The sequence below is a fragment of the Pseudomonas putida genome (assembly GCF_001976065.1).
Classification (GTDB): Bacteria; Pseudomonadota; Gammaproteobacteria; order Pseudomonadales; family Pseudomonadaceae; genus Aquipseudomonas; species Aquipseudomonas serbica.
In genome coordinates, this window is record NZ_MNAH01000002.1 from 540,144 (window position 1) to 559,027 (window position 18,884).

Annotated in this window: 17 protein-coding genes and 1 pseudogene; 1 reads left to right on the forward strand and 17 read right to left on the reverse strand. The window is 54.2% G+C overall.

Going from position 1 to position 18,884, the window contains the following annotated elements; translation table 11 throughout:
* Positions 1-65: 65 nt before the first annotated feature.
* The 10 genes from BKX96_RS09040 to BKX96_RS09085 form a co-directional block, all read right to left on the reverse strand.
* Positions 66-365, reverse strand: coding sequence for a heavy-metal-associated domain-containing protein (locus tag BKX96_RS09040; RefSeq protein WP_077183456.1), 300 nt, complete (start codon positions 363-365; stop codon positions 66-68).
* 112 nt (positions 366-477) lie between these two features.
* Entirely contained in the window at positions 478-2,838 is a 2,361-nt protein-coding gene (locus BKX96_RS09045) for a heavy metal translocating P-type ATPase (protein WP_256721422.1), read from the reverse strand.
* A gap of 3 nt (positions 2,839-2,841) precedes the next feature.
* The gene (locus BKX96_RS09050; protein ID WP_077183458.1) at positions 2,842-3,093 is read right to left on the reverse strand and encodes a DUF2933 domain-containing protein; all 252 of its coding nucleotides are present in this window, start codon (positions 3,091-3,093) and stop codon (positions 2,842-2,844) included.
* A 171-nt stretch (positions 3,094-3,264) separates the two neighbouring features.
* The gene (locus BKX96_RS09055; RefSeq protein WP_046819184.1) at positions 3,265-3,690 is read right to left on the reverse strand and encodes a hypothetical protein; all 426 of its coding nucleotides are present in this window, start codon (positions 3,688-3,690) and stop codon (positions 3,265-3,267) included.
* A gap of 100 nt (positions 3,691-3,790) precedes the next feature.
* Positions 3,791-4,186: a hypothetical protein gene (locus BKX96_RS09060; protein ID WP_077183460.1), complete on the reverse strand. Its 396-nt coding sequence runs from the start codon at positions 4,184-4,186 to the stop codon at positions 3,791-3,793.
* Positions 4,187-4,931: 745 nt separating this feature from the next.
* Positions 4,932-5,876 carry an alpha/beta hydrolase gene (locus BKX96_RS09065; RefSeq protein ID WP_077183462.1) on the reverse strand — a complete coding sequence of 315 codons (945 nt, stop codon included), beginning with the start codon at positions 5,874-5,876 and terminating at the stop codon, positions 4,932-4,934.
* Between the two features lie 80 nt (positions 5,877-5,956).
* Positions 5,957-6,973 carry a transketolase family protein gene (locus BKX96_RS09070; protein ID WP_046819181.1) on the reverse strand — a complete coding sequence of 339 codons (1,017 nt, stop codon included), beginning with the start codon at positions 6,971-6,973 and terminating at the stop codon, positions 5,957-5,959.
* Positions 6,970-7,818: a transketolase gene (locus tag BKX96_RS09075; RefSeq protein WP_077183465.1), complete on the reverse strand. Its 849-nt coding sequence runs from the start codon at positions 7,816-7,818 to the stop codon at positions 6,970-6,972. Before BKX96_RS09075 ends, BKX96_RS09070 begins: the two co-directional genes overlap by 4 nt.
* Before the next feature lie 17 nt (positions 7,819-7,835).
* A complete protein-coding gene (locus tag BKX96_RS09080) occupies positions 7,836-9,134 on the reverse strand; it encodes an MFS transporter (protein ID WP_046819179.1) in 1,299 nt (432 codons plus the stop codon).
* A gap of 99 nt (positions 9,135-9,233) precedes the next feature.
* The gene (locus tag BKX96_RS09085) at positions 9,234-9,983 is read right to left on the reverse strand and encodes an SDR family NAD(P)-dependent oxidoreductase (RefSeq protein WP_046819178.1); all 750 of its coding nucleotides are present in this window, start codon (positions 9,981-9,983) and stop codon (positions 9,234-9,236) included.
* A 193-nt stretch (positions 9,984-10,176) separates the two neighbouring features.
* Between BKX96_RS09085 and BKX96_RS09090 the strand changes: the two genes are divergently transcribed.
* On the forward strand, positions 10,177-11,094 hold the full coding sequence (locus tag BKX96_RS09090; protein ID WP_046819177.1) for a LysR substrate-binding domain-containing protein: 918 nt from the start codon (positions 10,177-10,179) through the stop codon (positions 11,092-11,094).
* Positions 11,095-12,011: 917 nt separating this feature from the next.
* Here BKX96_RS09090 and BKX96_RS33400 read toward each other — a convergent pair.
* The 7 genes and pseudogenes from BKX96_RS33400 to BKX96_RS09120 all read right to left on the reverse strand — a co-directional run bounded on the left by BKX96_RS33400 (position 12,012) and on the right by BKX96_RS09120 (position 18,791).
* Positions 12,012-13,266: pseudogene (locus BKX96_RS33400) on the reverse strand (tyrosine-type recombinase/integrase).
* Between the two features lie 352 nt (positions 13,267-13,618).
* A complete protein-coding gene (locus BKX96_RS09105) occupies positions 13,619-14,446 on the reverse strand; it encodes an HNH endonuclease (RefSeq protein ID WP_077183467.1) in 828 nt (275 codons plus the stop codon).
* Positions 14,443-14,643: a hypothetical protein gene (locus BKX96_RS09110; RefSeq protein ID WP_077183470.1), complete on the reverse strand. Its 201-nt coding sequence runs from the start codon at positions 14,641-14,643 to the stop codon at positions 14,443-14,445. Before BKX96_RS09110 ends, BKX96_RS09105 begins: the two co-directional genes overlap by 4 nt.
* A gap of 27 nt (positions 14,644-14,670) precedes the next feature.
* Positions 14,671-16,131, reverse strand: coding sequence for an AAA family ATPase (locus BKX96_RS09115; protein ID WP_143512401.1), 1,461 nt, complete (start codon positions 16,129-16,131; stop codon positions 14,671-14,673).
* Positions 16,132-16,310: 179 nt separating this feature from the next.
* On the reverse strand, positions 16,311-17,588 hold the full coding sequence (locus BKX96_RS32145; protein ID WP_143512402.1) for a hypothetical protein: 1,278 nt from the start codon (positions 17,586-17,588) through the stop codon (positions 16,311-16,313).
* A gap of 241 nt (positions 17,589-17,829) precedes the next feature.
* Entirely contained in the window at positions 17,830-18,132 is a 303-nt protein-coding gene (locus BKX96_RS32150; protein ID WP_143512403.1) for a hypothetical protein, read from the reverse strand.
* Between the two features lie 80 nt (positions 18,133-18,212).
* Positions 18,213-18,791, reverse strand: a complete 579-nt coding sequence (locus BKX96_RS09120; RefSeq protein ID WP_077183474.1) for a hypothetical protein — start codon at positions 18,789-18,791, stop codon at positions 18,213-18,215.
* Positions 18,792-18,884: the final 93 nt, after the last annotated feature.

An 18,884-nucleotide genomic window follows, 5' to 3' on the forward strand; every position in this document is an offset into this window, starting at 1 on the left:
AGGAATTCGGTGCCAGCCGCTATCTATATAGTGGGGAAGATGCCACATGGGCGGGACGCGGGTGATTACATTTCCGTAAGGTCGGCATAGGTAGCCCGGCAGCAGCAACCGCCGCCTTTCTCGCCACACCCGGAGGTTTTTCTCTCATTTTGGACGTCAGCCACCGAAGCCTGCGCGCGATAGCCGGCGTCCTGCAGGGCTGCAAGCAGCACACTGCAGTCTGATTCACCGCTGACCTTCACCCGACCGGATTGCAAATCGACAGCCACTTCACTGACTCCATTGAGCGCGCGCAACGCTTGGGTTACACGTTTGACGCAAGAGCCGCAGCTCATGCCCTGGACTTGCAGTTCAACTGTTTTCATTGATGATTCCTCACAAATAAATAGTCGTGGAATGACTGATTTAGACGGTTTTCTGTGTCCTTGGCTTATCCTCAACCTTGCCACGGCAGCAAGGTCAAGCAGTCTCTACGGCTCAAACAATCGAAATGCGGCGCAGGCGCAAAGCGTTGAATACCACCGACGCCGAACTCACGCTCATGGCCAGTGCGGCAATCAGTGGTGAAAGAAGGTGACCGGTGAGCGGGTAGAGCAAACCGGCGGCGAGCGGGATGCCCATGGCGTTGTAAAGAAAGGCGAAGGTCAGGTTTTGGTGCATGTTTCTCACCGTTGCTACTGACAGGCTGCGAGCACGCAGGATACCGAGCAGATCACCCTTGACCAGTGTGACCTGAGCGCTGTTCATCGCCACGTCGGTGCCCGTGCCCATAGCGATACCCACGTCAGCACGAGCCAGGGCAGGGGCATCATTGATACCGTCGCCGGCCATCGCCACGTGGTGTCCGGCCTGTTGCAGAGACGCGACCAAGCGTTCTTTGTCTTGCGGTTTGACCTCGCCATGCACTTCTTCAATGCCTAACTGGCCAGCTACCGAGCGCGCAGTGGTAAGACCATCACCCGTAGACATGATGACCTTGACGCCATCCGCCTGTAGACGCTCGACTGCCAGCTTCGAAGTGGGTTTGATGGGGTCGGCTACAGCTAGCAAACCCGCCAGTGCGCCATTGACGGCCAAGTACATGATGCTCGTGCCATCACTGCGTAACTTCTCGGCTTGAGCTTGCAAGCTATCGGTGACGACTCCGGCCTCTTGCATCAGCGCGGTATTGCCCAACTTCAGGTGGCGACCCTCAACCTGACCGCTTACACCAATACCGGAGACCGATTCGAAGGTTTCAGGTGGGCTTAGTGTCAGGCCAGCGGTGCGTGCCTGTTCGGTAATAGCGTGAGCCAACGGGTGCTCGCTGCCCTGATCGAGACTTGCGGCCAGGCGCAGCACTTCATCCTGAGTAAATCCAGGTACAGCCTCGACGCTATGGAACGCTGGCCGCCCTTCAGTGAGGGTGCCAGTCTTGTCGACGATCAAGGTGTCTATCTTGCGCAGGTTTTCGATGGCAGCGGCATCGCGAAACAAAATGCCGCTGCCAGCAGCCTTGCCGGTGGCGACCATGACCGACATCGGTGTTGCCAGGCCAAGGGCGCAGGGGCAAGCGATGATCATTACCGCGACAGCGTTGATCAGTCCGAACACCCAGCTTGGCTCGGGCCCCCACAACCCCCAGCCGATTAGAGTCAGCGCGGCGATAGTAATCACCACAATCACGAAGTAACCGGCAATCACATCTGCCAGGCGTTGCATCGGCGCTTTTGAGCGTTGTGCCTGTACAACCATCTGTACAATTTGCGCGAGCAGGGTGGCTGACCCTATCTTCTGCGCCTGCATCACCAGGCTGCCGTGGGTGTTGAGGGTCGCGCCGATCAATGCATCACCAGGCCTCTTCATGATCGGTATGGGCTCACCGGTGAGCATCGACTCGTCCACTGCACTTTCGCCTTTGAGGACCTGGCCATCGACAGGCACTTTTTCACCGGGTCGCACACGTAACGTGTCGCCGCTGTGTACGTGTGTCAGTGGGATGTCTTCTTCCGTGCCGTTGGCATTGATTCGTCGGGCAGTTTTGGGTGCCAGGCCGAGTAGCGACTTGATTGCAGCAGAGGTCTGCGAGCGAGCTTTGAGTTCGAGCATTTGGCCGAGCAGGGTCAGTGAGATGATCACCGCCGCCGCCTCAAAGTACACGCCGATGCGGCCATCCATCATGAAATTGCTGGGGAATGCGCCGGGGGCCAGGGTGGCCACAACACTGTAAGAAAAGGCCGCTGCAGTACCGAGCCCGATCAGTGTCCACATGTTCGGACTGCGTTGAATCACCGAACGTACGCCACGCACATAAAACGACCAGCCAGCCCAAAGCACTACGGGTGTTGCCAGTCCTAACTCGACCCAGTTCTGCGTAGTGCCGTGGAACAGCATCAGGCCATGGCCGCCCATGGCCAGCACGGTGACGATCACGGTCAGTGGTAATGTCCACCAGAAGCGCCGGGTGAAGTCCTTGAGTTCGGGGTTCTCTTCTTCCTCTAGCTCGGGAAGCACCGGCTCCAGGGTCATACCGCACTTGGGGCAGGTACCGGGGCCAATCTGGCGGATTTCCGGGTGCATGGGGCAGGTGTATTCAGTGGCAGTCGTTAACGGTTCTGCTGGTGCCTGATGGACTTGTTCAGTTTCAGTCGGAGATATTCGATAGCGCTCGGGCTCTGCACTGAAGGTCGTTTGGCATTTCTGGCTGCAGAACCGGTAGGTTCGCCCCTCAAATTGCGTGCTGAACTGGCTATCGTTACTGACGGCCATACCACAGACCGGGTCATGGGTACCGCCGATGGCTTGGGGCTCAAGTCGCCGTATCGGGTTGTGCTCCTGGTGACGCTCGGGGCTGTGCATGCGCTACCTCCTGTCCGCATCCTTATTTGAATCTGAGGTTTCTCCGTGATGACTGTGACCACCGTGGTGGTGCCCGAAAATATGCATCAGCGGACACAACAGCAAAATCAAATACGGCAGGAGGCCCAGCATATGGCCGTAATGTTCTCTGGCCAGATAGAACAGTGCGATCACCAGTAGCATGCCCAACACTATGCCGGTTTTGCTCCGCCATAATGGTGGAGAGGTGTTAGCTGGATGTGATGAATGCATCATGGTTCTGTACTCCTGTGGGAGTGTCATCTAGTAATACGTCATCCAGGTTCAATGTTCGGCGGTGTCATCCTGGTCATGCTGGCCAAGAGGAAACCGCCGATACATTTACAACGCTATTGCCTGGATCACTTGCCCATCACCAGTGCCGCGAGCATTGGTGAGCAGCAACCGTCACTTCTTCACTGGCATGTCGATCATCGATGACTGCTGATCCATCATTTTCATCATCATGCCCATCATTCCTTTTCCCATGCCGTCCTTGGAGCCAGACATCCCCATGTTGGAGCCCATGCCCATACAACCCGCAGCATCATGCTGCTTACTCATCATGGCCATGCTTTCCTTCATCGTTTTCATGCCCTCCTGCAGGGCAGCTTGCCGTTCGTCTGGTGTTTTCGCTGCAGCGGCTTTGTCATGGGCAGCTTGCATTTTCTGCATTTGCTCGCTCATCGCATTGTTCATTGCCGACTCGGACGGTGCACTGGCGGTCGTTGTGCTGGCAGGTGCATCGGCAGGGTGATGCTCATCCTCGGCATTCGCCATGGAGAGGCTGCTGGCCATAATTGCGGCAAGAACTAATTTCATTTGTGTTTGCATGGTGAACTCCAGGTACTCGGGAATAAGTAGGAATTACTAAGCCGCGCCAAATCGACGCAATGGAGCAGAACGGCCACGGCAAGGCCGTTCTGGAGGCGGATTAATCGTTGAAGCGGACGAATATCAGGCGGGCTGGAGGCCCCGATGGTGCGGGGCGCCTCAGTGCAAGTGCAGGAAAGGCGATGGGTTGAGTGAGGGTAAGCAGCAGAATCGCGGGTAACAGCAAAGCAAGCGCCAAACTGGCGAGGTCTACTGTCGGGAGCTTCGATGCGGGACTGATCGCCTTCACTGCATCTTCACAATGCTTAAGGCAGCCACTGGCGTGCAGGGCATGGTCATCTAATTGTTGCAGTGTGGAGAGCGTCGCGTGCGTTGCAGCCAGATTGTGCTCCGGCTGCACCAAGCAGCCGTGAAATGCCGTCACGATCACAGCCAACACCCACACCCCGAGGGTGAGTCGCATTAGATTGCGATAGTGATGACGGAACCAGTACATGACGTGCTCCAGAGGCTTGTTAGTCCCCAATTCTTCCAGTTTAGACTTCCAGGCAGCCGATGATTTGACTTTGATCAAAGAAGTGGGCTTATCATCATGGCGAGCTAAAAGGACTTTGCCATCCCTAGCGCTTCAACACCGGTTCCGCTTCCCGCATTTGGGTGCGAACTACGTCGAGACTCGAAAGTGTTGCTCATCATTTTCTCCGCAAAGCCTCAATCTTTACGGAGCATTCTCCATGCCAAAAAACTTCGCTTGAGGCGCTTCGATCTTGGCCAAGAATGCACAGGCGCTGCTGAAGGCGACTCAAAAGGAGGTCGTTAAGCTACGACAAGAACGAAAGCAACGACACGAGGCGAAGACAAAAATGGGCGCCAAGCAGGTTTGCCATCCAGTTTTCGTAGGGCTTCAATGGGTTCGGCAGGAATTTCAAGCTCACTGTAGGAACGCACCAATCAGCGCTGGGAGAACTAAAGAATCCCCATCACGGCGCAGGTCCCGAGCACGCAGACTCAATAGTGACGACCCTGGGTTCTGTATCGAGCGGTATCCCTATACATAAATGGCGCATAGGGTGTATTGGCGGCCTGACACCTATTGAAGTCAGGACTCCCATCGTCTTCTATGGCAAACGGTGAGCGATAAATCATGGGTCAAACAGTCAATAATGTGGAAGAGAACAGCTTAGCAAGAAGTATTGGAAGCCGGGCGCGGCTCCGCGACTGTCGAGCCTCGGCTGGCTCACCTACGCGTTCGCTATCGCACGCCTAAGTACTCGAAGGATATCGAGTGCAGACTGGTCAGTAATGCAGCCCGGTTTCTGGTCGAACATGTGTGGCGCGCCGGGGTAAACATGAAGCTCTACGGCTACGCCAGAGCGAGACAATCTCATAGCAAATGCGACGTCCTCCTCAAGGAACAAGTCCAGCGCCCCTACTGATAGAAAAGTGCGCGGCAAATCACTCAGGTCTGTGTGCAGGCCAGGTGAAAGCAAACCGATCCGCTCATCATCAAGCGCGTAGTTTCCGCGCAAGCATCTCCAGCAAAACTCGTTGGCTTGGTGTTGCCAGCCAATTATCCCTGTGGTGCTGTTCTTGTGAGGCGAGTCTGCAGTGCCTGACCGGTAATCCAGCATCGGATAGATCAAGACTTGTCCCGCGATGGGATATGCGCCTCGGTCACGAGCCAGAATAGCCAGAGCTGCTGCCAGTCCTCCACCGGCACTGTGCCCCATGACGACTAATTTGCGGGTGTCGATATTGAGGACTTGCCGATTCTCGAATAACCAGCCGAGCGCCGTGTAGCAATCTTCAAGGGGAATGGGGAAGGGGTGTTCGGGTGCAAGGCGGTAATCAACAGAGACTATGATCGCCTCCAGTTCTTCGGCCAGATCTGCCACATAATCGTCTGCCATTTCAGGTTGCCCAAGCACAAAACCACCGCCGTGGAGATACAGGATCACAGGAAAAATTTTGTGCTCTGCCGCGACACCAGGCTTATAAAGACAAAGGCGCAACTGCTCCCCGTCGTGAGCTGTCGTCCATACGCTTTCACAACGAGCTTGTCCTGACGATTTGAACGTCGCATGGACACGCTTCCTGATGGCAGGCAGCGTATCAAGCGTCCAGGGTTCTGCGCCAGGAGTCAAAAAGCTACGGAAAGCGGGATCAAGCAATTCATGTGGTTTCAACGTTCCGCCCCCTTTTTTCTCACGTGATGAGGCGCCTCAAATCGAAGCGCCCTTCACTATGGAACTACAACAAGCTGGAGCTATAGCCAGGCTTTGATTTGCGCACAAACAGCCGGCGTCGAGATGCCATAACGATCATGCAGCGTCGGCAGTGCGCCCGCGTCCAGGAAGGCGTCGGGCAAAGCGATTTGCCTGAATGTTGGCGTCACACCGTTGCGCAGCAATAGCCCTGCAACAGCCTCGCCGAGTCCGCCAATAATCGAGCTGTTTTCGGCTGTGACCACCAGGCGTCCGGACTTGCGGGCTTCGGCCAGGATAGTCTGTTCATCCAGCGGCTTGATGGTTGGTACATGCAGCACTGCAACATCAATCCCATCCGCCTGGAGCTGCTTTGCCGCTTCCAATGAGCGCATGGTCATCAGTCCCGTAGAGATGATCAGGACATCGTTGCCAGTGCGCAGTGTCTTGGCTTTACCGATCTCGAATTTGTAGCCGTACTCGTCCAGCACCAACGGCACATTGCCGCGCAGCAAACGCATGTACACGGGCCCCTGATGTGCGGCGATGGCGGGCACGGCCTGCTCGATTTCCAGCGCATCGCACGGATCAACGATCATCAGGTTGGGCATGGCGCGGAAAATTGCCAGGTCATCGGTGGCTTGGTGGCTTGGGCCGTAGCCGGTAGTGAGGCCGGGCAAACCGCAAACGATTTTGACGTTAAGGTTTTCCTCGGCGATTGCCATGCAGATGAAGTCATAGGCGCGGCGCGAGGCGAATACGGCGTAAGTGGTGGCGAAGGGCACGAAGCCTTCGCGGGCCATACCCGCAGCCGCACTCATCAGCAATTGCTCGGCCATGCCCATTTGATAGAAACGGTCGGGATGTGCCTTGGCGAAGATGTGCAGGTCGGTGTACTTGGACAGGTCAGCGGAAAGGCCAACGATGTCCTGGCGCTGATCTGCAAGCGAAGCTAATGCGTGTCCGAACGGGGCCGATTTAGTCGCTTGGCCTTCAGAGGCAATGGAAGCGATCATCGCCGAGGTAGTCAGGCGCTTTTTGACCGGTTCGGAAGTCGGAGTGTTAGCGGCGTTGCTCATTGGTCTTTTCCTTCTTCAAGGTTGCTCAGTGCCAGATCCCATTCGTGTTCTTCCACGCGAATGAAGTGTGTCTTCTCGCGGGCTTCCAGGAAGGGCACGCCTTTGCCCATTTTGGTATCGCAGATAATCACGCGTGGCTGGGTACCTGAATGATTACGCGCAGCATCGAAGGCGGCGACCAGTGCATCCAGGTCATTGCCATCCACACGCTGGGTGAACCAGCCAAACGCTTGCCAACGGTCAACGATCGGTTCGAACGAGAGGATTTCACTGGAGTAACCGTCGGCTTGCTGGTTGTTGACGTCGACGATGGCGATCAGGTTGTCGAGTTTCCAATGCGATGCCGACATCACGGCTTCCCAGGTCGAGCCTTCATTCAGTTCACCGTCCGACAGCAGGTTGTAGACGAAGGAGGGCGAGTGTTTGCGCTTGAGACCCAGACAGGCACCCACCGCGATACCCAGGCCCTGACCCAGAGAGCCCCCGGTGATTTCCATGCCCGGGGTGTAGGCGGCCATGCCAGACATTGGCAGGCGGCTGTCATCCGCTCCGTAGGTTTCCAACTCATCGAGCGGGATGATTTCGGCTTCGATCAAGGCGGCGTACAGCGCAATGGCGTAGTGACCGATGGAGAGGTAAAAGCGATCACGCGCCTCCCATTCCGGATCTTCAGGACGATGATTCATGGCATGAAAGTAGGAGACCGCCAGAAGGTCAGCGGCGCCGAGGGCCTGACCAACATAGCCCTGTCCCTGGACTTGGCCCATGCGCAGTGCGTGGCGGCGAATATTGTGCGCGCGCTCAACCAGGGTTGTGGAAGAAGCGTATGAAGAATTAGTAGTCATGGTGAAACTCCGTTAACTCAACGATTGACCAGGGCGGCGGGAATGCGCAGTACCAGCGTCGCTCCGGCAAACAGCACGCCAGTGATCAGGTACATGCCGATGGCACTGGAGCCGGTCATTGTGGTGATCCAGCCAATCAGATAAGGCGAGCAGAACCCTGCGAGGTTGGCAAAGCTGTTGACGGCCGCGATACCGGCGGCGGCGGAAACGCCTCCGAGCAACGTGGTTGGCAGCATCCAGAACAACGACGTTGCAGACAAAATGCCGGAAGCGGCCAGGCAAAGACTGAGGATGGACAGGGTTGGATTGCCGCCCATCAGCGCTGCCAAGCTCAGACCGATAGCACCGGCAATCATCGGAACGATGAGGTGCCAGCGGCGCTCGCGATGTTTGTCACCACTGCGTCCCACCAGGAGCATGGCGGCAATGGCACAGAGGTAAGGCAGGCTGGTTAGAAAGCCGATATGCAATGGATCGGAAACCCCCGAATTACGTACCAGGGTAGGCAGCCAGAAGGTGATTGCGTACTGCCCCATCACCACACAGAAGTAGATGGCAGCCAGCAGCCACAAACGACGGTCTCGAATGAACTCACCGACAGAGGCATGGGTGACTTTGTGCTGGTCGTCTTCGGCCAGCTCCCGAGTGATCAGTGCTTTTTCTTCGTCGTTGAGCCAACTGGCCTGATGCACCCCGTCTTTGAGGTAGCTCAGTACCAGAAGACCGACAACCACCGTGGGTACAGCCTCCAACACGAACATCCACTGCCAGCCAGCCCAGCCATGCATCCCGGCGAAGTGGTTCATGATCCAGCCGGAGAGGGGGCCACCCACCATGCCTGACAGCGGAATGGCGATGAACCACAACACGGTCATGCGGGCGCGACGATAGGATGGAAACCAGTAGGTCAGGTACAGCAACAAGCCTGGCGCCAGACCGGCTTCGGCGATACCGAGCAGAAAGCGCAGGGCATAGAACTGCCAGGCGGTTTCGACGAAGGCAAACAGCGCCGAGACGATGCCCCAGGTGATCATGATGCGTGCGATCCATACCCGCGCACCGACCTTGTGGAGAATGATGTTGCTGGGTACTTCGCAGAGGAAATAGCCAATGAAGAACATGCCAGCGCCAAGTCCATAGACCGTTTCGCTGAGCGCCAGATCGTTCATCATTTGCAGCTTGGCAAAGCCAACGTTGACGCGATCAAGGTAAGCGCACAGGTAGCACAGCATCAGGAATGGCATCAGTCGCCAGGCCGTTTTCCGGTAGGCGTTGGAACGCACGGTCGAAACCGCTTCGAGCGACAGGGTAGTCATGATGGTCTGATCTCTTGTTTTTATTGACTGCCAGGCCATGAGACCCGGCTACGTCATCGATCCAGAACCGCACGGGCCGCGCAGGCCCGCCCAGGTGTATCAGTGAATCAGCATGCCGCCGTTCACATCCAGCGTGATGCCTGTGAGGTACGAGGATAGGTCGCTGGCCAGGAACAGGGCGGCGTTGGCGACATCCTGTGCTGCACCGAGTCGGCCCAACGGAATGCCGTCGATGATCGCGTGGCGGCGTTCGTCCTGCATCAGGCCACCGGTGATGTCGGTATGAATCAAACCAGGGGCGATGGAGTTGACGCGAATGTTGTCCGGCCCCAGTTCCCGTGCCATGGCTTTGCCCAGACCCAGCACACCGGCTTTGGCCGCACTGTAATGAGGGCCACCAAAAATCCCGCCGCCCCGCTGAGCAGAAACGGAAGACATGCACACAATGCTCCCGGAAGATTGTTTGCGCATGACCGGAATCACGGCCTGTGACATGAGCAGGGTGCCGCGCAGACTGACATCCAGCACCTTGTCGTAGTCTGAAGGGCGGATGTCCAGAGTCTTGAGTGGCTGAGTAATGCCGGCATTGTTGACGAGGACGTCGATGCGGCCGAAGTGCTCGATGATTTTGGCAATGGCCTGCTGAACCTGCGATTCGTCAGCAACGTTGGCCGCAAGACCGAGATGACCTTCGCCCAGGGAAGCTGCGGCATCACGGGCAGCGGATTCATCTAGATCAAGGATCACGACGTGAGCGCCTTGTTGCGCGAAAGTGGTCGCTGTAGCGCGGCCAATGCCACGGGCAGATGCGGCACCGGTGATGATTGCGACTTTGCCTTGGAGGAGCATGCAGAAGTACCTCGAATTGTTTTTATTGGGTCGATCCGTAAAGAACCGATGACTCAGCTTGTTCTCCAAGGGGGGGCTGAGCAATAACGTGAATGTCACTCGATGCTGAAAAAAATTCAGCACTCGTCAAGCCAGTCGCCAAGTGATTGAATGGAAGACAGTCCATAATCGTAAAAGATGCAGTGGGAGCGCCATGCGCACTGATGCCGATGCACCAATCATCCTGCCACCGCTGAGAGCAATTCAGGCCTTCGAGCAAACGGCTCGCTTCGGGAATGTTGCCAGGGCAGCGGAAGTACTGGATTTAACGCCATCCGCTGTTAGTCACCAACTGGCCAAGCTTGAGGGGATGATAGGCCGGCAATTGTTCGTTCGAGCGGCACGTGGTGTCTCTCTGACTCCGGTGGGGGAGCAATACCTGAAAGAAGTCTCCGGGATCCTGCACAGCCTTGCAGTGGCAACCGAGCGCGCTGCCAGCGATGTCAGTCTCGATTGTCTGCGGCTGCATTCATCGCCCAGCTTCGGCCTACTGTGGTTGATGCCGCGATTGGAAGCGTTTCGTGCAAGTCATCCCGATATCCAGCTCAACTTGTCATGCTCCTACGAGTCACTGCACTTCAGTCGAGACAAGATTGATGTGGATATCCGCCATGGCATGCCCAACTGGCCAAGCTATGAGGTTCGCACAGTACAAAATGAAAAATTTGCCGTACTGACCTCACCCAAATTGCTTGCGCAACGACCTATCCAAACAGCGTCGGATCTACTCGATTGTGATTTGATATTGTCTGAAGCCACACTGCTCAAGTGGCCACAATGGTTCGCCCAACATGGTTTGGCTCGACCGGAAAGACCCTATGCATTGAGCTTTGATAGATCCTATATGTCACTGGAGGCCGCCAGCCACGGGCTTGGATTCGCATTGGAGAGTACGTTGCTCGCGCAAAAGTACCTGGCGTCCGGTGCGTTAGTAGAAGTTGCGCCAGAGTCCCTCAGCGCTCCAGTGGCCGCCCATCATCTGGTGTTTCCAAAGGCACACTCCAACTTTCCGCGTGTCAGACGCTTTTTAGAGTGGATGGAAAGTGAGTTGGGACATGAATTCGCGTACTGAACGGCGCCAAAAAGATGAAACGCTATGCAGACATTTTTGTTTATCCCGGAGTGAGCGTTTAAGCAGCTATTGATTATTCATGTCGCTCTAAGGGCCATACCATTCAGCATATTTAGGTGCCCACCATCGCAGTAAGCGATGGCATTAGGAAGGTGTACTGCCCAGACGATTACGCAGCAGTAATGGAAGCTCGGTAATACCACAAGGAGAGGTGCGTCCATCTGGCATCCATCATTCGCAAAGCAACGCCCACCTCACTACAATCTCGGCAGATCGACCAACCCAAAGGTGAACCGTTGAATTCAAACGGGACAGATTCAACGGCGTCATTGTCGACTTCCGCTCTATACGCTTGAGCAAGCGAATTTCCTCATCGAGTTCCAAGCCGGACTGAGACATAAAAATTCGAGAGTAGGGGGCTGAGCGTTCTTTTGAAATCCTTGATCTTTAGATAAATGTCGTTGCTGGATCCGGTGGTTCCTCTATCCATTGCCCAGCGTAAAGCGTGCGAAAGACGACTACGTACTCTCTAGAGCAGTTCCAACTGTTGAATGCGCTAATAATTACATCGGCTGCCCAAGGGGATTTCAAGGAAGTATCACTTTCCGAAACCCGATGGAGCATTCTCGCGGCCCTATATGCAGTCGAAGGGGAGTATTTCTCTAACATATGGACAAAAAATGCTTTGGCTATTTCGATAAACTCTGAATTCAGCTTTAGGCCAGACCAATCAATATTCATTGTCATGCCGTCGTCGTACCACGTCCAGACGCTCAATCAAGTATCGACGTACCTTGGCTGGTCATTAGTGCGAGTTCGAATCGCAACCTGAGCCGGGCCCTCGAACACGTAGGCCGGAAAAGAGGAGGAGGGTGAAGCCTGTTCTTGATCGGCTGATTTGGTCACGGCGAACCTCCTTAACTGTCAAGTCGGCTCCAGGCTGCCGAGGCACGCTGGGCATTGTGGCGGTTGGCCGACTCGGCTAGATAACGACTTGCATAACGGCGTGGCATCGTCGAAGTGTCAGACCAGCCGCAGACTCGTCGGAGTTCGTCCGTGGCGCGCTCCAGGCCATGCCCACGCTTCTCGACCAGGTAAGCCAAAAAGCGGTCGGCAAAGGTGTGGCGAAAGTCATGCGCGGAAAGTGTAGGCAACAACCCCGGATGAGCCAGTTCAATGGTCAGAAACAGCCGATCAAGGACGTTAGACAATGCGCGGATCGACAGCGGGCGACCTCGGTCAGAAATGAACAGATAGCGGTACGGCAATTTCATTGGTCTGCCGTTACGTATGGGGCGCCGTTCGCCCTGGATATAATGCTCGTAGACCTCATACAACTGTGCGGAGATACCTACCGTCCGTCCGTGGGTTTTCAGCGCAGGCTCTTCAGCACGCGGGTCACTTGGGTCATGTTCGCGGTCATTGATGCTGACATAGGCATGCTGAGAACCCTGATTGATATCCGTGGTGTAGAGCTTCAGAAGCTCTCCGCGACGGATACCGGTCTCCAGCAGCAATTCAATCATTAGCCAATTGCGCAACTGCAATCGTTCCGGAAACGGATTCTCCGTAGTGCCCGGGCGAATCAGTGTGTGAATGATCTGGAGTTGCATATCTGTCAGGCTGCGGTATCGACTGCGGTCCGGCCGAGCATTGATGATATGGCTCTCAAAGCGCCGTTCAATGACGTCGGCGACATCTGCAAATACAGCCTCAATGTTAGCCAAGGTGGTTGAGTTCTGACGAGCGCGCGGGATGTATCGGGTGACACACCAGGACAGGTACTGCTTCAACAGCCGCAGGTACTAGTCACGGGTGCGCGGATCGATCTGCGGAAAAGATGCCGTTTTAGCTGTGCCGATTCGGGCGACCAGATTATCGGCCTGACGGCCGCTTTGGAGCCAAATGGCGTAACCGTCCAGTAACGCCAGAATCGCTTCAAAGTGACAGGCCAGGATGGCCTCATCGATATCCAGCTTCCCGGCTTTTGGCATAGGTGTAGAAAGCCTGGATCGCACGCAGGTGTGCTGCGGCGGTGTTGTATGCACGATGCCTGAGCTTGAGCTGGACGTAGATGAATGGGACTAGCTTGGGCAATGGCGCCGCTAGACCATCCTGCACAAGCAGTGGCACGCGCTGACCGGACGAGAAACGACACTGAATCAGCTTCATTGGCAGCCAACTCATTCAATGACGCGCCATGAACACGAAGGACATGGCCCGTTGAGAGATTGGACGCCAGATGCGTCTTTGTTTAATCAGTGCTTTAAGCTGCTCATGAACATATCTGACATAACACCTGATTTAACTAATGGGCTAAGTCATTTGCTCATGATCCATCTATCTCATTGAAAAATAAGAACTTGTTTAATGGGTAGGTCATGCAAAAGTTCACGAATACTTGTTCATGACTAAGGCGTTAACTTGTACCAACTTACCTTGGATAACGATGCACAGGTAGGGTGGCTACCGTGTGTAGCATTCGGCGGTACGGTATCCGGGTTTGGAGCCAGAGCTAACCGGTTTACCGGACAGTCCTTATCCTAGAGCGGCGACCACCAGGTAGTTTCCCCTTAAGAGGGGCTTCGTCCACACCGCTATCGTTCAGTTGATGCAGCATCGACTTGTTAAGGCTGTTACGAAACACCTCCAGGGCCGGTAATTCACCGGTCGAGTGGCGGTCTTGAAATTGCTGAATGCTAGTGATGGCTTCGGCCAGCGGCGGGTTGTTGCTGTAGAGGTTCTCGCGGGCGGCGACGATGTAAAGCATTTCACTGCACAGGTGTTTGCCCTGTGGGGTATGTCCCATATACGTGACATTGCTGACGTGGTTGTTTTCGGTGCGCTCATAGCTGACATGCTCCGCGTAGCGGTGGAAACGCGGATGATAGAAATCTGTAAACGCATTCGCCGCCGGGTAGTCAAGCCGAGGCACGGCGAAGATGCTCCAGTTAGCCTCCAGCTTCAGCTGGTTACAGTCGAAACAGGCGACAGCCAAATTCCAGAAATTCACCGAGAACTGTGGGTAGCTATGCCGGGGCAGGATGTGCTCGATGGGCTTGGCGTGGGCAATGTTGAGCAGCCAGCGCCTGCAGTAGCAGCAGCGGTTGCCTTGCAGGTCTAGAACAAACCTGCGGAACGCATTCTTGATCAACGGGCCGGTCACGCCACTGATCTTTGATTTGTTGTGGGTCGATAGCTCCGCCCAGACATCGCCTTTGCGGCGCGACTTCACGTGCAGCTTACGCAGATAGGCCACCGTGGCTTTGTTGTGCCGGGTTACTTCATGGGCTTGCAGCAGGTAAGTTTCACATTGGGCTCGTTGTTCTTCATCACTTAAGGGGGCGCTCATAGCGGCACTCCATCTTTCACGCGCTTGAACAACTCCTTAATGGCAGCATCGGCTTGGTTGATCAGCTCTATGTCTTGCTTGTAGCGCTCATTGTCCTTATTGCTGGTGGTCCCCTCCAGAGTTTCTTCCATGATGACCAGCGCATCGAGCAGGACTTTGCGTTGACGACGATCGACCCGGCCTGGCTGGTTGGTCAACCGGATCGCCCGTGACACCAATACTGCTCAACGCTCGTTGATCTCACGGTTGTCCGGGGTGTAAGTCTTGAAGCCGTCAAGCAGGATGGACTCCACGGAGTGTCGTTGATGCGCTGGGATCGGCCTGAGCTTCTTATTCTCGGCCAGGAAGCAGTGGCTGATGGCGTCACGCGCATTAGTGATGAGGATTGGCGAGTGGGTGGCGACCACGAACGAGCACTCGAATTCTTTGGCGATGCGTGAGAGCAATTGGGGCAGTCGCTGCTGCCAACTGACGTGCAGGCTGATTTCCGGCTCGTCGATCAGAAACACCGTGTGCACATCGGCGTTGGCACAAATCCTGATCAGCAGGGAGAGGACCTGCTGTTCGCCGGAGTTCATCTCGCTGAGCGGCAAGACTGGGAATTCTACTTCTTTAGGCTGAATGCCAGGTTCGTAACGTTCGCCCTCCATAGGCACCTGCACGTCTTCGTGCAGTTCGAAACTGGAAATCCCGCGCTCCCAGTTATCGATTGGGTTGTCCGGGTCGCTGATGGGAACTAGGTAGTGGATGTGATTGAAATCGAGAAAGTCCAGTGCCTCGGTAAAGATCTCCAAACGTGAAGGGCTCTGGTAGATGTCGAGCAAGGCTTCGCTGAGTCTGTGCAGAAATTCCAGCTGGTGCAGATCATCCGCATCGCGGCGAGCTCCTTGGTATATAAATAACGAACCTCTTGAGGACTCGAGTGGAAACCGATCAATCGCGCCAAAGGCGATGCCAATCGAGGTGAGGTTTTCCTGGTCGAGGTCTTTAATCAAGTCCCTGAGCAACAGACTTTTACCCGCGCCATTGTTACCGATGATGTAGGAACAAGTGGGACCTGTTGTCTCTTCAGTCAGTATGTCCAGCAGAGGGCGATTTTCAGGGCTGTTTAGCTTGAGATTATTTTCCTCATGACCGAGATGCTCACGTGCCGTTAGCTCTGGGGCATTTAGAACCGTGTCGGTGAACAGCGCGCGACAGAATCCCGGAAGGTTTCTATATTCATTTTCCAAATGTTTGAGAAACGATTCGTTGAGGTTGCTATCGAGAAACTCTTTGAAAAACTTTGAGTCGATTTTGTAGTGTGGTGAACGCCACCGCTCGACGACCGCAGCGGCCAACCAAGTGGGCTCGAAATATCCGGCACCTTCCAGCCGAGTGGCGTCGATGCAAAGGGTTTCGTTAGAGTTCATCTTGTCAGTATTCAGCAGCCACGCGGTGAAGACCGTGCGTGTTCCTGAAACATCCTGGCTCGGCAGGTCGATCACGGCTTCCAGCAAGTCATTTGCGGCAATGTAATGTTTTAATGTTTCAGGTAGCTCGCTGCCGTGGGCCCGATCGACGATCACCAGCGCGATGTTGCTTAGTGCTCCTTGTTTGATCAGCTTCTCCAAAGTTGCAAGTGCAGGGAACTGGTGCCCCATTGCTTGCCCGCCATCCACGACTGTCAGGTCGCTGACATCCAACTCGACGCGATCAAGGGGCAGCGGATACTGCGAGAGGTTGCGTACTTCGGAGCGCTGTCACAGACTGGTCGGCGAAAATCTAAATCGTGGAAAAATACCTAAATTTAGATTTTTGATGCACCGAAATTTAGACGTTTACTTCCGGGCACTGTTGTCGCCCAGCGCACCAGGTCAAGATTTTACCCGTCATGTTCTATCTCAAGTAAATTTTGCGAAGAGGAATGTTCTATTCTTGGCTGTTGTCGGCCACGCTGAGTTGTCCGTCGGTTCAGATTTTCTGCGGGCTGAATTGAAGTAGCGGAATTATCTTGCTCAATTGTCAACCAGTTCGCCGGGTAGTCCATGCAACCCTTGCTATTGCCGGCGGGAGGGGATATGAGATTGCTCAGGCACAGCCACCGGTCTGCATAGTTTTTTATGTCGACTAAATAGCTTTCGTAGGCTTGGGCGACTCTTCCCGCGGTAGCCGGATCCAGAAGAGTAATACCGCTTTTCACTCTAAAGTACCCTTTCTTTATCTGTTGACTGACGTCGGGTGCAGGTGATTGATTGTCGGTGGGTGCCAAGTACTCGATGTCTAGTCCGCGAACATCCTGAAAAACCAGAAAATTAAAATCGCTTCGACCATTTTTTGTGAGCGCTATATCACGAACTACTTTATTTCCACCTGTATCGAGATACGTTTCGCTCCCGATATAGACTGCGGCGTGAACTTCCCCTCCGTATACGAGGTTCTTGTAACCCCCGTATATAGGCGCTTCAGTATAATATCGAATGATGTCACCAAACCGAGGTGTCGAAACCTCGGTAAAATTCTTCATGTGACTACGGAATTCGCTTGGCCCCATGAATCTCGGGTGCTGCCAAGGAGATAACGCGATCATCTTGGATCTGGCATAAGCCGAGCTTGGGTCGACGATAGCCGAGATTGAGCTATACCAGCAGTTGGGACCGTAGGCTTTAGTGCCTACGCCACCATTTAGATACCCGGGCGCTGCGAAATGAAGATACCGATCTGCCGAGCTTGAGGACAGGTAGGAAAGAGGTGAACCTTCAACAGGGGCACCTTTGATTGCAACCTCAAGAGGAGAGTATGGTTGGTTAATACTGCCCCACGTGTTGTAAATAATTTCACGAATTGCCTCTTCCCTTATTTCAGCGGGTAGACCATCCCAAGCAGTCCGTTCGATCGTTAGCAAATACGTTGTCTGACCTTGCTTAACTTTTTTATAGGGTTCAAATACAGCCGATTTGCATCGTGACGGAGCATCGATACATAATTCTGCCTGATATCCCTCATAGACTCCGGCTTTTACTCTCTGGACCAATTCGGACTCAATTCGCGCATTGTCGAAGGAGGAAGATTCGATTAGCGATTTTGATTGGAACTCAACTTTTTCACCATAAGCAATAGCTGGAATTAAAATCAAAAGGGCTGTGCAACGCAATAATTTCATGGAAACCTCTTTACGGATATTCTGAAATCAATATTGTTCCGCTATTGATTCAAACCGACGATAATGTTTTAGCGTAAGCCCGAAGTCGAAAAATCATCCTAGGCAAGCTCCTTGTGGCATTTATACCGAATGCCAAGCCGCAGGAGTGAAAATGCTATCAAGGCGCACCCAATCGGTGTGCTTAATGGCCCGGATAACGATGCGAAGGACATCAATGTAGTCGCAATAGTGAATCCGTCACTCACATCGTCATTGATTCGAGTGAGTTTAGGACATAAGCGCTTAAGAATTTTTGGGGTGAATTTATGGGGAGGTCTCCGTTTGAAAATATAGCTTGTGCGGTTCGGACAGATGATTTAATCATCTGTGCTGTTTCGTCATCCAGACTCTCAGGGTCGGTCTCGAAACCTACAGAGTTCAATGCCTTCTTGATAGGTGGTGTGTAATGCCCTTCACCTGCATTCAGAACGCTGGCATCTACATCACTAACTGTTGCCAGGGCTATTATGTATAAACTAACTTTTTTGCGTTGTATGTTGTTCATAGACAGTCCTCGTAGGTCTGAATATCTTGTTTTGCTTGAGTTTTCTTGTCGCTCCAGTAATGCCTCGATCCGCGATACATCTATGGCTTAAGCGCATAGCGGGTGGAAATCAATACGAACTGGCGTGTTTCTGCACCCACCTTCACCTCGTATTGAATCACACGGTAGAAGTATGCCTTGCCGTCTGAAATATTAACTCTATGCCATAACTCCCTAAGTTCCCCACCCACCGCTATATGGGCTGATACAAAGGCTGCATCCTCCTTGGTGCCTTCGTTATTCAAAAGGTACCCAACTAAGGTCTTGACAGTCTGAGCAATTGCAGCACTCACCCATCCTGATGGTAGCGCGAACTTCAGGCCTCCTCCCAGCACGCTGCGGAAGAACGCCATTTCCATGTCGGCGTTAGTGTCAAGCGATTGGCGAAGAGTATCTCTATTTAACGCTTGTAACGTGTACTTGGCGACAAGCGCCGCTTTATCGGGCTCGCCGAGCAAGGCCAGCTGTGAGGGGGTTAACTCGACGAAGAGTTTTTGCTCGCCGATGGGGTGAGTCGCAGAAGTCCTGAAGGTAATAGGAAGCCATGCCTGGATCATGTTCAGCATCGCGGATGTATCAAACCCTTCATGTACGACTGTTTGATCTTCATACCAGGCCATGCCGCTCTCCCGCTGTGGTAGTTATGTCTATCGGCTTTTATTTAACTGATTGAATTTCATGTCTTTGGGTGGCTTGCTGGTGAGTGTAGTCGA